Source organism: Cognataquiflexum rubidum, assembly GCF_022538115.1.
Taxonomy (GTDB): Bacteria; Bacteroidota; Bacteroidia; order Cytophagales; family Cyclobacteriaceae; genus Cognataquiflexum; species Cognataquiflexum rubidum.
Genome location: NZ_JAKZAL010000002.1, coordinates 461,473 through 474,682, shown reverse-complemented (window position 1 = coordinate 474,682; position 13,210 = coordinate 461,473). Strand labels below are relative to the sequence as shown.

13 protein-coding genes are annotated in these 13,210 nt (G+C 42.4%); 10 read left to right on the top strand and 3 right to left on the bottom strand.

Features of this window, described 5'->3' with window-relative positions:
* Positions 1-249: 249 nt before the first annotated feature.
* Positions 250-960 (bottom strand): DsbA family oxidoreductase, encoded by a 711-nt coding sequence (locus MMU05_RS04275; protein WP_241140431.1) that lies wholly within the window; start codon positions 958-960, stop codon positions 250-252.
* A 45-nt stretch (positions 961-1,005) separates the two neighbouring features.
* Here MMU05_RS04275 and MMU05_RS04270 point away from each other — a divergent pair, with 45 nt between their 5' ends.
* A complete protein-coding gene (locus MMU05_RS04270; RefSeq protein ID WP_241140430.1) occupies positions 1,006-1,173 on the top strand; it encodes a hypothetical protein in 168 nt (55 codons plus the stop codon).
* A gap of 42 nt (positions 1,174-1,215) precedes the next feature.
* Here the strand turns inward: MMU05_RS04270 and MMU05_RS04265 are convergent, their stop codons facing one another.
* Positions 1,216-2,325 carry a Fic family protein gene (locus tag MMU05_RS04265; RefSeq protein WP_241140429.1) on the bottom strand — a complete coding sequence of 370 codons (1,110 nt, stop codon included), beginning with the start codon at positions 2,323-2,325 and terminating at the stop codon, positions 1,216-1,218.
* 48 nt (positions 2,326-2,373) lie between these two features.
* Between MMU05_RS04265 and MMU05_RS04260 the strand changes: the two genes are divergently transcribed.
* The 9 genes from MMU05_RS04260 to argH all read left to right on the top strand — a co-directional run bounded on the left by MMU05_RS04260 (position 2,374) and on the right by argH (position 12,646).
* On the top strand, positions 2,374-3,639 hold the full coding sequence (locus MMU05_RS04260) for an aminotransferase class V-fold PLP-dependent enzyme (protein ID WP_241140428.1): 1,266 nt from the start codon (positions 2,374-2,376) through the stop codon (positions 3,637-3,639).
* Positions 3,640-4,099: 460 nt separating this feature from the next.
* Positions 4,100-4,780 carry a GNAT family N-acetyltransferase gene (locus tag MMU05_RS04255; protein WP_241140427.1) on the top strand — a complete coding sequence of 227 codons (681 nt, stop codon included), beginning with the start codon at positions 4,100-4,102 and terminating at the stop codon, positions 4,778-4,780.
* Between the two features lie 45 nt (positions 4,781-4,825).
* Positions 4,826-6,022, top strand: a complete 1,197-nt coding sequence (locus tag MMU05_RS04250) for an argininosuccinate synthase (protein ID WP_241140426.1) — start codon at positions 4,826-4,828, stop codon at positions 6,020-6,022.
* Positions 6,009-6,977 carry an N-acetyl-gamma-glutamyl-phosphate reductase gene (argC, locus tag MMU05_RS04245; protein WP_241140425.1) on the top strand — a complete coding sequence of 323 codons (969 nt, stop codon included), beginning with the start codon at positions 6,009-6,011 and terminating at the stop codon, positions 6,975-6,977. Before MMU05_RS04250 ends, argC begins: the two co-directional genes overlap by 14 nt.
* A gap of 10 nt (positions 6,978-6,987) precedes the next feature.
* Positions 6,988-8,118, top strand: coding sequence for an aspartate aminotransferase family protein (locus MMU05_RS04240; protein WP_241140424.1), 1,131 nt, complete (start codon positions 6,988-6,990; stop codon positions 8,116-8,118).
* 53 nt (positions 8,119-8,171) lie between these two features.
* Positions 8,172-9,122, top strand: a complete 951-nt coding sequence (locus tag MMU05_RS04235) for a Rossmann-fold NAD(P)-binding domain-containing protein (protein WP_241140423.1) — start codon at positions 8,172-8,174, stop codon at positions 9,120-9,122.
* 51 nt (positions 9,123-9,173) lie between these two features.
* Positions 9,174-9,974, top strand: coding sequence for an acetylglutamate kinase (gene argB, locus MMU05_RS04230; RefSeq protein WP_241140422.1), 801 nt, complete (start codon positions 9,174-9,176; stop codon positions 9,972-9,974).
* A gap of 30 nt (positions 9,975-10,004) precedes the next feature.
* Positions 10,005-11,087 (top strand): M20 family metallo-hydrolase, encoded by a 1,083-nt coding sequence (locus MMU05_RS04225; protein ID WP_241140421.1) that lies wholly within the window; start codon positions 10,005-10,007, stop codon positions 11,085-11,087.
* Positions 11,088-11,308: 221 nt separating this feature from the next.
* Positions 11,309-12,646: an argininosuccinate lyase gene (gene argH / locus MMU05_RS04220; protein WP_241140420.1), complete on the top strand. Its 1,338-nt coding sequence runs from the start codon at positions 11,309-11,311 to the stop codon at positions 12,644-12,646.
* Positions 12,647-12,659: 13 nt separating this feature from the next.
* Here argH and MMU05_RS04215 read toward each other — a convergent pair whose 3' ends face one another.
* Positions 12,660-13,193, bottom strand: a complete 534-nt coding sequence (locus tag MMU05_RS04215; RefSeq protein WP_241140419.1) for a hypothetical protein — start codon at positions 13,191-13,193, stop codon at positions 12,660-12,662.
* Between the last annotated feature and the right edge of the window lie 17 nt (positions 13,194-13,210).

The following is a 13,210-nucleotide window of genomic DNA, read 5'->3' as shown; positions in this document are numbered from 1 at the left end:
GAAGATATTTCGGAGAAAAGCTATTCGACAGATTGATTATTGCTTCAATTTATCCTTACGTGCAAAATACCGAATAGTCAGAAAAAAAATAAAGGGAATCAGATTGATTCCCTTTTCATCAACACTAATCGTTCAAAAACATTTTAAAAAATCAATATAGAAGGCCTTCAAAGTTCTCTGAAGAAATATGGCTTGAGATCAAAATTTATGAGGCTGTGGTCTATCGACTATGGACTATTGACCATTTTCTCATTCACAATTCCCTTCCAAATCACAGCTACTTCCATCCTTGCTTTCTACCACCTGAAGGATAGGATTAGTCTTCATAAAATCCTCCCAGGCCTTGTTGATAGTTTGATCAAAAGCTTCCTTTGGTTGGGCGCCTGAAATCCCATATTTCCGGTCCAAAACAAAAAAAGGAACCCCCCTTACACCAATCTGTCTTGATTCATAAATATCCTGCTCTACCTTTTCGGCAAACTCATCGGAATCCAGACATTGACCAACTCTTTGCTCATTCAAGCCTACTTCATTCGCCAATCTAATTAAAGTGGCTTTGTCATCAATATTGGCACCTTCGGTGAAATATGCCTTCAACAACCATTCTTTCATTTCACCACCTTTACCCATAGTCTTGGCAAGCTGTAAGAGACGATGTGCGTTCATCGCATTTGCCACTACAGTTTTATCCATATGATAAGTCAATCCTTCTCCTTTGGCCATTTCCACCACCTGTTGGGTAACTTGGAGGGTTTGTGCCTTGCTCCAACCTTTGGTTTCTGACAAATAGTCCAGCGTACTTTTCGAAGGATCCGTCACCATATCAGGATTGAGGAGAAAGCTTTTCCACTCGATTTGGATTTGGTCTGCATATTCAAAATCCGCCAAGGCAGATTCCAGCCTTCTTTTTCCTATATAACAAAATGGACACATGATGTCCGACCAGATTTCTATTTTCATAATTCAGATAATTTTACTTCTTTCATAAATCCATTTTAAAATGATATGGTTCCAAAACCAAAGACAAAAGAATGTCCTTCCTGTGCCATGGACATAGATTCCAAAGCGGAGTTCTGCCCCATCTGCGACTATCATTTCCCTAAAAAGAGTGCCCTTTACCAATGGATCGCGATCCTGTTGGCCATCCTTTTGCTTTTGCTACTGTTTATTTAAACATCCTTCATTTTTCATTCTTAATTTCCAATTCTTCATTCATTAAACCAGCTCCAAATGCCTTTCGAGAGAATCCTTGACAGCATCCGCTACCATATGATAAAAAACTTCGGGATTGTTATCTACCTGAACAGCCTCCAAAGCCTTATAATATGCCAGCCTTGAAGTAAGATCTCCCTTGAGATTGGCGATGGTATATCCCCGCCGGAGCAAAACAAGGTTCATCACCAGCCTGCTACTCCTTCCGTTACCATCAATAAACGGATGGATACTGACCAGCCTTTCGTGCATTTCTGCAGCCAAAATCACCGGATGCAACCGCTTCTTATGCTTGTCATAATGAATGAAATATTCTTCCATCATCTTTTCCAACAAAAAAGGCTGAGGCGGCACATGGGCACTCCCGGAAATCCTCACCGGCACCGACCGGTATTTCCCGGCATTATTCCTGTCAATCCCCTTCAAAATCAGATAATGCAATTCCATTAAAACCCTTGGACTGAATTCCATTTGGTCCTGCACCAATTGCTCGATATAGGAAATCGCCTCTGCATGATTGATCGCCTCGAGATGCTCTCTCATGGATTTCCCTCCGATGGTAATCCCTTCATTGACCACAAGGTGTGTCTCCTGCAAGGTGAGTGTGTTTCCTTCGATCCTATTGCTTTCGAAGGTATAGGCCACATTGAAAAATTCCTGCATCTTTTGCAATTGGGTATGATTCAAAGGCCTCAAGGATTGCCATTTTGATTTCAAATCATCGATCTGCTTAAGCTTGTCTTGGATAGACGCACTCAATTCCTGCATGGTCAAAGACTGCTGCCCTGAAAGATAAGCAACCCTAGACTCAGCCAAAGCCAAAATCTCCCCTGCATTTTCTTCATAGGCCAACAAATTATAAACCTTCTCCGCCAGCCACATCTTTCTCGCCTCCTCAAATGGGATCTGAAGCACCTCAGCAAGCACCTTTAAATTATCTTCAGTCGGCAACCTATTCCCTTTTTCATATTTAGAAATCAGTGCCGGATCAATCCCTGTCTGAAAAGCCAGATTCCTCACTACAATTCCCTTTTCATTTCTTTTTTCCAAAAGGACTTGTGCCAATGTACTCATCTTGTTGACTTTTATTTTGTTGACAAATATATTAAACATATTGTTGGTTTAAAAATTTTTTCTCATTTTGTTCTAAATTTAACCACCATGAACAAGCGGAATTTCCTAAAAAACATGGCTTTGACCGGCATAGCCTCCTCTGCCTCGTTTCAAGCCTTCTCCAAGACCATTGACGCCTATGCCCATATCGCTCCTGTAGACTTGGCCAAGGATGAAGATTTTTGGAAAAAGATCAGGGACGGATACAAGCTCAAGCCGGAATATATCAACCTCGAAAACGGTTATTACTGCTTTATTCCCACCGAAACCCTCGAAAATTACATCAACCACATCAGGGAGATCAATTACCAAGGTTCTTGGTATTTCCGTACAGTACAATGGGAGAATAAAGACAAAGCAGCAGCAAGGTTGGCAGCGGCTTTTGGAGGAAGTCCGGATGAGGTGGCCATCACACGCAATGCCACAGAATCCCTTGACATCATCATCTCAGGATATCCTTGGCAAAAAGGCGATGAAGCTATATTTGCCGAACAGGATTATGGAAGCATCCAAAACATGTTTATCCTCGCTTCCAGAAGGCATGGCATCACCAATAAAATCGTCTCCATCCCAAACCATCCAAAATCCGACGAGGAGATAGTCAAAATCTACGAAGACGCCATCACCCCAAACACCAAACTGATGATGGTCAGCCACATGATCAACATCACGGGACAGATCCTCCCTGTCAGGAAAATCTGCGACATGGCACACCGTCACGGAGTGGAAGTCATGTTGGACGGTGCACACTGTATTGCCCATTTTGATTTCAAAATCCCCGACCTCCACTGTGATTATTACGCCTGCAGCCTCCACAAATGGCTGAGTGTTCCTTTGGGTGCAGGATTGCTTTATGTCAAAAAAGATAGAATCAAAAACATTTGGCCCCTTTTGGCACCTTACGAACTCGACCATGCCAATATCAAAAACCTCAACCACATCGGAACACATCCTGTCGCCACCGACCTCGCCGTCAATAACGCATTGGACTATTTCGAAAAAATCGGTGCTGAAAGAAAAGAGGAAAGATTGCGCTTCCTACAGCTTTATTGGAGTGACAAGGTCAGAAATGTCCCAAAAATCAAAGTCAACACACCAGCAGATCCAACACGTTCCTGTGGAATAGCCAATGTAGGTATTGAAGGTATGGATCCAAATGAAATGGCAAAAACCCTGATGGACAAATACAAAATCTACACCGTAGGCATCAATTACGCCGGCGTTGTGGGATGCAGAATCACTCCAAACGTCTACACTTCGACAGAAGAATTAGATGTCTTTGTCAATGCTTTGAAGGAAATGGCCAAATCCTAAAGGTTTTAAACAGTCATACCCAATCAGCTCAATATATAATCACGTTACCGTAGACCAACAAGAAATTGGTTTACGGTAACAAGACACCCCTTTTTTTACCAATACACCAAATATTCCCTTGGTTTTTAACCATCGGTGTAAGTTTATGGAGGTAAAATGAAATAACTGAAATTATTACTTGCATCTTGTTTCAAACCTTTTAACATTTGCACACGTTTTCAAAAGCATGTCAAACCTAAATCTCATAGCATTTAACTTAACCGAAACAAAGACTCTGTTTTTGTCCGGTGTTGCTATGCCATTTTTCACTCCTTTGAGGAGGTTTAGGAACAGCTTCAGGGTGACCTCCCTGGCCTAACTTTTGGTGTCCTACGTGGACGACCTACAACAGCACGTTTAATTCCTTCCTATTTCTAATCCGGCTTAAACGCCAAAATTCATTTATTCCCAATTGGACAAAATGGAAAACATTCCTTCATTTATTATCAGACCCGCCACTGAAAAGGACATCCTTTACGCTGAGACCATCACCACAGAAATGGAAGAATCAGCCAAAGCACGTGGTACAGGTATTGCAAAACGTTCACCTGAATACATCAAAACCAAAATGCAGGAAGGCAAAGCTGTCATCGCTTTGACCAAAGAAGGCATTTGGGCGGGATTTTGCTATATCGAGGCATGGGGACATGGCAAATTTGTCGCCAACTCCGGTCTGATTGTTTCTCCGGAGTTCAGGAAATATGGTTTGGCTACCCAAATCAAAAATGAAATATTCAAACTCAGCCGTACCAAATTCCCGGATTCAAAAATCTTCGGATTGACTACAGGTGCCGCGGTCATGAAAATCAACTCCAGCCTTGGATACATTCCTGTTTCCTATTCCGACCTCACGGATGACGAAGAATTTTGGAAGGGCTGCAACAGCTGCGTCAATGTAGAAATACTCAAAAGCAAAAACAGACAAAACTGCCTGTGCACAGCCATGCTTTATGACCCATCCAAAAAATCAAAGGTGGAAGAGGTGGCATTACGAACTGATTTTAAGAAAAACCTGAAGTTGTTTGAGAGATGGACAAGACTCAAAAAATACGTCATGCTCAACCTCAAAAAAACCAAGGACAAAACCTTCAATCTATTTTAAACCTATTAAGCCTGATTGCATTGGCTTGAACAAAAGACATCAGCAATGAAAAAAACAGTATTAGCGTACAGCGGAGGATTGGACACTACTTTTTGTGCCCTTCACCTTACCAAGGATTTGGGTTATGAAGTGCATGCCGTATTGATCAATACGGGTGGATTTTCAGGTTCAGAACTTCAGGAAATTGAGGCCCGTGCAAACGGACTCGGTGTAGCGTCCTTCACGGTATTGGATGTGACCAAAACCTACTATGAGGAAGTACTGAAATATTTGGTATTTGGGAATGTGTTGAAAAATGCAACCTATCCCCTATCGGTAAGTGCAGAGCGAATTCTTCAAGCTAAAACACTTGCGGAATATGCCAAAAAAATCGGAGCAAAATCCGTTGCCCATGGAAGTACCGGCGCAGGAAATGACCAGGTACGTTTTGACATGATCTTCCAGACCATCGTTCCTGATATTGAAATCATTACCCCTATACGTGACCTCAAACTCAGCAGGGAGGAGGAAATCACCTACCTCAAAAAACATGGCGTTTCGATGAATTTTGAAAAAGCCAAATATTCCATCAACAAGGGAATTTGGGGAACATCCGTCGGGGGCAAAGAAACCTTGACCTCCAACCAAACATTACCGGAAGAAGCTTGGCCTACCCAGGTCAGTAAATCCGGTTCAGAAGAAGTCGTCATCGGTTTTGAAAAAGGGGAAATCAAATCAGTAAATGGGCAGGCTTATTCAAATCCTGTGGATGCCATCCTGAAAGTACAGGAATTGGCCGCACCATATGGCATAGGAAGAGATATCCACGTAGGTGATACGATCATTGGCATCAAAGGAAGGGTGGGTTTTGAGGCTGCAGCCCCAATCATCATCATCAAAAGCCATCAGCTTCTTGAAAAACATACCTTGACCAAATGGCAGACATTCTGGAAAAACCAGCTTTCTGAATTCTACGGCAACCATCTCCATGAAGGCCATTACCTCGATCCTGTGATGAGAAACATGGAAGCATTCTTGGAAAGTACCCAGGAATTTGTCTCCGGAAGCGTAAAAGTGATCCTTCACCCCTATCGCTTCCAATTGGTGGGAATTGAATCATCCCATGACCTGATGGCTTCCAAGTTTGGCAGCTATGGAGAAATGAACAAAGGCTACACCGGAGAAGATGTCAAAGGATTTACCAGAATCCTTGGAAACCAAACCGCCATCTTCCATCAAGTCAACCACCATGAAGAAGATTAAAACAGCAATCATCGGCGCAGCAGGATACACCGGAGGGGAATTGCTTCGTCTTTTGGTCTACCATCCTGCCTGCGAGTTGGTGTATGTCCACAGCAATAGCCAAAAAGGCAAAAAAGTAACCGAAGTCCATCCTGACCTGATCGGTGACACCGAACTGGTTTTCACCGATAAAGTTGAAACAGAAGGTATAGAAGCTGTTTTTTTGGGACTTCCCCACGGGGAAACCAAAGGATTTTTGGAAAACCATCCATTTTCACCAAACACCGTGATCATTGACCTGAGCACGGATTTCAGGGACGAAAGCAATGGTTTTGTTTATGGCCTACCGGAAGTAAATAAAACAAAAATCAAGAACGCCAAGAAAATCGCCAACCCAGGCTGCTTTGCGACAGGCATCCAGTTGGCATTGGCTCCTGCTATCGCAAAAGGTTGGGTAAAAGACACCATACAGATCTCAGGAATAACAGGTAGCACAGGTGCAGGTAAAAAATTAGCTGAAACAAGCCATTTCAGCTATAGAACAGGGAATATGTCTGTTTACAAATTGTTCACCCATCAGCACCTCAAAGAAATCAAACAGACTTTCGGACAATTGAATCCTGTATTCAAGCAGGACTTGTTGTTCGTGCCTTATAGAGGCAATTTCTCCCGTGGAATCTGGATTACCGCTTACTTTCCTTTCGAAGGAGATTTGGATGATGCTATAAAGGTGTACAAAGATTTCTATCAGGATGCTCCATTCACGCATGTTTCGGATCAGGACATCGACATGAAGCAGGCGGTCAATACTAACAAATGCATCCTTCATTTACAAAAAGAAAATGGCCAATTGGTCATCTATTCGGCGATTGACAACCTTCTGAAAGGTGCATCCGGTCAGGCAGTCCAAAATTTCAACATTGCATTTGGACTTGAAGAGACTACCGGACTGAATTTAAAAAGTATCGCTTTCTAACCTATCAGCCATGAACCTATTTGACGTATATCCTTTAATCAATGTCACTCCCGTCAAAGCCCTGGGATCCAAACTTTGGGATGAAAAAGGAGATGAATACACCGATCTCTATGGCGGCCACGCTGTAATATCTATCGGACACAGCCATCCCCATTTCAACCAAAGAATAAAAGACCAATTGGACAAGATTACTTTTTATTCCAATTCTGTTCACATTCCTATTCAACAGCAGCTTGCCAAAAAATTAGGGGAAATGTCAGGTTACCCTGATTTCAATCTTTTCCTGTGCAATTCAGGAGCAGAAGCCAACGAAAATGCTTTGAAATTAGCCTCCTTCTCCACAGGAAAATCCGGCTTTATTTCATTTTCAGGTGCATTCCACGGCAGGACTTCCGGCGCTGTGGTATTGACTGACAATCCAAAAATCATAGCCCCTTCCAACCAAAGAGGCGATGCTTATATCCTTCCTTGGGGAAATAGTGAGGCTGTTGAAACCCAACTTAAAGCAGGAAACATTGCCGGTATTATCATCGAAGGCATCCAAGGCGTGGGTGGAATTCAGGTTCCTTCACCGGAATTTTTGTTGACATTATCCAAACTCGCGAAAGAATACGGCGCTAAATTAATTCTAGATGAGGTGCAGTCAGGTTATGGAAGGACAGGGAAATTCTTTGCCCACCAGTGGGTAGAAGGATTAGTCCCCGACCTGATTACCATGGCCAAAGGAATGGGTAATGGCTATCCGATCGGGGGAGTATTGATCCATCCTGATTTCAAAGCCTCCTATGGACTTCTAGGGACCACTTTTGGTGGAAATCACCTTGCCTGTGCCGCAGGATTGGCTGTATTGGAAGTGATTGAATCAGAAAAACTGATGACACATGCCGAGAAAATGGGGGAATACCTGATCGCTGAACTGAATGAAATCCCGGGGGTCACCGAAGTCAGAGGCAAAGGCTTGATGATCGGTGTTGACCTAGATAGAGACGCTGCACCTGTTCGTTCTGAATTGGTCACCAAATACAAAATATTCACAGGCAGTTCAGCAGGAAAACAGACCATTCGTTTGCTTCCACCTTTAAATATTGGAATCAATGAGCTATCTTCGTTTATCGATAGTCTGAAAAAAATATTGGATTAATTTCATAATAAAGTCCCTTATCCTCCATGAATTTGGGACTTAACCCTAACGAAATGATGCACTTCACCAAATTTGACGACAAAGCCACCGCAGAAAAGTTGATCCAAAAGGCCCTTTATTACAAAAGCAATCCTTGGATCGATCAGGCAAAAGGTCAAAGAAAAAGAATCGGTTGCATTTTCTTAAATCCATCCCTCAGAACCAGAGCGAGTACGCAGATTGCGGCACAGCAATTGGGAATGGAGGCCATCGTGATGAACATGGACAAAGAAGGTTGGGCATTGGAAATGAGAGAAGGTGCCACTATGAACAAAGGTACTGTGGAGCACATCAGGGATGCTGCAGGCGTATTGGGATCCTACTTTGATATTCTTGCGATTAGGGCTTTTCCTTCCCTGACAAACAAGCAGGAGGATTTGGAAGACTTTGTCTTTAACCAATTTATCAAATATTCGGGCATTCCTGTTATCAGCTTGGAGTCCGCCATCAGACATCCACTGCAAAGTCTGGCGGATATGGTGACCATTCATGAACAGCGGAATCAGGAGAAAAAACCAAAGGTAGTCCTTACATGGGCACCACATATCAAAGCCATTCCTCATGCTGTCGCCAATTCATTTGCAGAATGGGCCTTAGGATGCGGGCATGACCTGACCATTACCCACCCACTGGGCTATGACTTGGACGAAAAGTTTACGGCAGGTGCCAAAATAGTCTTGAATCAAAAGGAAGCTCTGGAAGGTGCCGATTTTGTGTATGTCAAAAATTGGTCAGGCTTCAATGACTACGGGAAAATCCTAAGTACCGACAGTTCTTGGATGCTGACTGAGAAGCACTTCAAACATGCCAAAAACGCCAAAGTCATGCATTGTCTTCCTGTAAGGAGAAACCTTGAATTATCAGATGAAATACTGGACGGACCAAGAAGCCTCGTCATGCAGCAGGCCCATAACAGAATTTTCGCGGCACAATCTGTCATCAGCCATATTTTGGATCAAAAGTGATTTTGACTTTACCTTTTGTGGGAAACTCCTAAATACCAAACCTATTCAACCATGAATATCAGCATCATCAAAATCGGAGGGAATGTCATTGACTTCCCCGCAAAACTGGAAGAATTCCTCTTCCTTTTTTCAAGGTTTCCGGGAAAGAAAATACTTGTACATGGAGGAGGTATCATGGCAACCAAGTTTGGGGAAAGCATGGGTGTCATGCCTGAAATGGTCGACGGAAGACGCATCACTGACAAAGAGACCTTAGATATCGTCACCATGGTATATGCAGGTCTGATCAACAAGCAGATTGTCTCCAAACTCCAAGGACTGAAACAAAATGCCCTAGGGATGACAGGGGCTGACGGCAACCTGATCAGATCAGAAAAAAGACCTATCAAAACGATCGATTACGGATTTGTGGGGGATATCAAGGAAGTCAATGTGGACCTGATCCAAATGCTCCTTGAAAAAGATATTATTCCGGTGGTTTGTGCCATTACCCATGACAAGAAAGGCCAATTGCTCAATACCAACGCCGACAGCATAGCTTCAGAACTCGCCACTAACCTGTCCAAAAACCATAAAGTCAACCTCTATTATTGCTTCAATAAATCAGGTGTCTTGATCGATGAACAAAACGACAACTCGATCATCCCTATGATCAACGAAGAAATCTACGCTGAGCTCAAAAAGGAAAATGTGATCCACTCCGGCATGATCCCAAAATTGGACAATGCCTTCGCCGCCTTGAACAAGGGAGTCAACTTTGTTTGGATCGGAAAAGCAGAAAACCTGCTTTTGGCTTCAAAAGGAAAACTATCAGGCACCACCATAGAAAAATACAGATACGACTTATACTGACCCTTGGTCAGGTGAATATTTTATTTCAAAATGAACCACTCCGGTCTCCAGTTTCAATCCCTTTTTGAAGAAGCCACCTCTTTGTTGGCTTCATTGATAGAGACACCATCTTTGAGTAAGGAGGAGGAAAAAACCGGAGACCTTATTGCCGCTTTTTTTGAAAAGAAAAACATCAAAACCCAAAGAAAAGGAAATAACATTTGGGCTTATAACAGGCATTTTGATTCTAAAAAGCCTAGCATCCTTCTAAATTCCCATCACGATACAGTCAAGCCAAACGCAGGTTATACCAAAGATCCTTACAAAGCAATCATAGAAGATGGCCGGATTTACGGATTGGGAAGTAATGATGCAGGCGGATGTTTGGTAAGTTTGATTGGGGTCTTTTGTTATTTCTTTGAAAAAGAAATCCCCTATAACCTGATCTTGGCGGCCACAGCTGAGGAAGAAATTTCCGGGAAAAACGGTATAGAAAGTATATTGAACGAACTTCCGGAATTGGAACTAGCCATCGTCGGAGAACCGACTTTGATGCAAATGGCGGTGGCAGAAAAAGGACTGCTCGTCATTGACGCTATTTTAAAAGGAAAAGCAGGGCACGCAGCAAGGGAAGAAGGAGAAAATGCGATTTACAAAGCCTTGGATGACTTGAATAAAATCCGGGATTTCCAATTCGAAAAAATCTCTCCCTACTTGGGAAAAACCAAGGTGACCGCCACCCTCATTCAGGCAGGTTCTCAACATAATGTCATTCCGGATATCTGTACCTACACCCTCGACGTACGGGTCACGGATAGTTATACTTTGGAGGAGGCATTTGCTGAACTGAAAAATATTCTTCATGCAGAATTGACCCCGCGATCACTTAGGCTGAATTCCTCAAAAGTACCTGAAGGACATAAAATCCTTGAAGTCGCGAAAACATTGGGTTTGGAATCCTACGGCAGTCCTACACTTTCTGACCAAGCACTGATTCCCTATCCCTCAGTCAAAATCGGACCCGGCGACTCTGCCCGTTCCCATACTGCTGATGAGTTTATTTACCTAAAAGAAATCCAAGAAGGCATCCAAGGATACATTGCTTTACTTGAAAAATACTTTCACTTACCCTAAAATTACTCGAGTACTATTTCTACCTTATTTCAATTCTATTTCTACTTTAATTCAATAACCATAACCCAAATTACCATTCACCGAATAAGACAAGGTTTGAATATCCAATGAAGCAGCAGTGGACTATCGACTATGGACTGTGGACCAATTATCTTCGACCGGACTCATATTTCAATAACCAATAACTCAATAACCATTAACCATTAACTCAATATCCAACCATGAAACTCTGGCAAAAAAATACAGGATCAAAAATTGAAGTTGAAAAATTTACCATCGGCAGAGATCCTGAATTTGATGCAATCTTGGCCCCATTTGATGTTTTGGGATCGATGGCACATGCTATCATGTTGGAAAAAATCGGTCTTTTGGATGCTGATGACCTGATTTTGCTCAAGACAGGATTGAAAGAAATTTACTTGGAAATAGAAAAAGGCCAATTCAAAATCGAGATAGGCGTGGAAGACGTGCATTCCCAAGTGGAATTTCTGTTGACTCACCGGTATGGTGATGTGGGGAAAAAACTACACAGCGGCCGTTCCAGAAATGACCAGGTCTTGGTAGACCTGAAGTTGTATTACAGGGCCGCGATCAGAGAAATCGTCGAAGAGACTGAAGAACTTTTTGGTTTATTGATCCATCTATCTGAAAAACACAAGAATGACCTGATGCCGGGGTATACACATACCCAATTGGCGATGCCATCTTCCTTCGGGCTTTGGTTTGGTTCTTTTGCCGAAGGCCTCGCAGAAGACTTGGATTTGTTGCATGCAGCTTACAAACTTTCTAATAAAAACCCGCTTGGCTCGGCTGCAGGCTATGGTTCTTCATTTCCCTTGGACAGGACTTTGACAACCCTTTTGTTGGGCTTTGAAGACCTTCACCACAATGTCATCAATGCCCAGAACAGCCGTGGAAAAACAGAAAAAACAATTTCTTTTGCCATTGCCGGCATATCCGGAACATTGAACAAACTGGCAGCGGATGTCTGTATTTTTATGAACCAGCACTTTGGGTTCATCACATTTCCTGATGACCTGACTACCGGAAGCAGCATCATGCCACATAAAAAGAATCCGGATGTATTTGAATTGATACGGGCCAAAACCAATCAACTACAGGGAATCCCAAACACCATCACTTTGATGCTGACCAATACAACGACGGGCTATCACCGGGACCTCCAATTATTGAAGGAAGCAATATTTCCTGGAATTGAGACCTTATTGGATTGTATCCGAATGACCACTTTTATGCTCAATGAAATCAAAGTAAAAGAAAACATCCTCGCGGATCCATTTTTCAAGCATGCCTTCAGCGTGGAAGTAGTCAACGATTTGGTTTTGAATGGAATGCCTTTCCGGGATGCTTACAAAAAAGTCGGATTGGACATTGAAAAAGGAGATTTTCATCCGGACCAAAACAAAGTAGCACATACCCATGAAGGAAGTATCGGGAACTTATGTACTGCCGAAATCAAAACAAAAATGGAAAAGTCAATCAGTAAATTTGATTTTGAAAAAGTAGACAAAGCTCTAATCCAGCTTTTGTCGATATAAATTAGGTAGAAATCTAAAGAACTGAGTAAGCCAAAACTATTTCAAGATCAAGGTTTTCATCAACTTTGACCATTCCACCCATCTTGCTAGGCGGGGATAATCCCAATTGGGAAAATTGGATATCGACATTTGCTTTGACACCTTCTTTGACCCTTACCAATTCAAGGTCTCTAAATGTAAGCTGCTTGCCTGCCAAAGTTACAAACATGTTGCAATAAAATTTTCCATTTTTCCTCACCCAATTGGTGACCCTGACTTTGGCGGTCGGGTATTCTTTTGCCTTGATGGTCTTGCGAAAATCCTTGTTAAGTATAAAATTTCCGCAACCGAAATTTTCCACGATTACATTAAGGTCAAGGTCAGGCATTCCATTTTGGGGATGCATTATTAATGATAGGTTCAATCCTTTTTCTACATACCGGCAATTAAATCCGCCCAAAGAAGTTTTTCCTTTGACAGAAATCCTCTTCTCCTTTATCACATAAGTTTCGGAAACCTCGAAAGCAACAAATAGATTAAAAAGCAAAAAGAAAAACGTCACATTCATACTTACCGGTTTTGGGA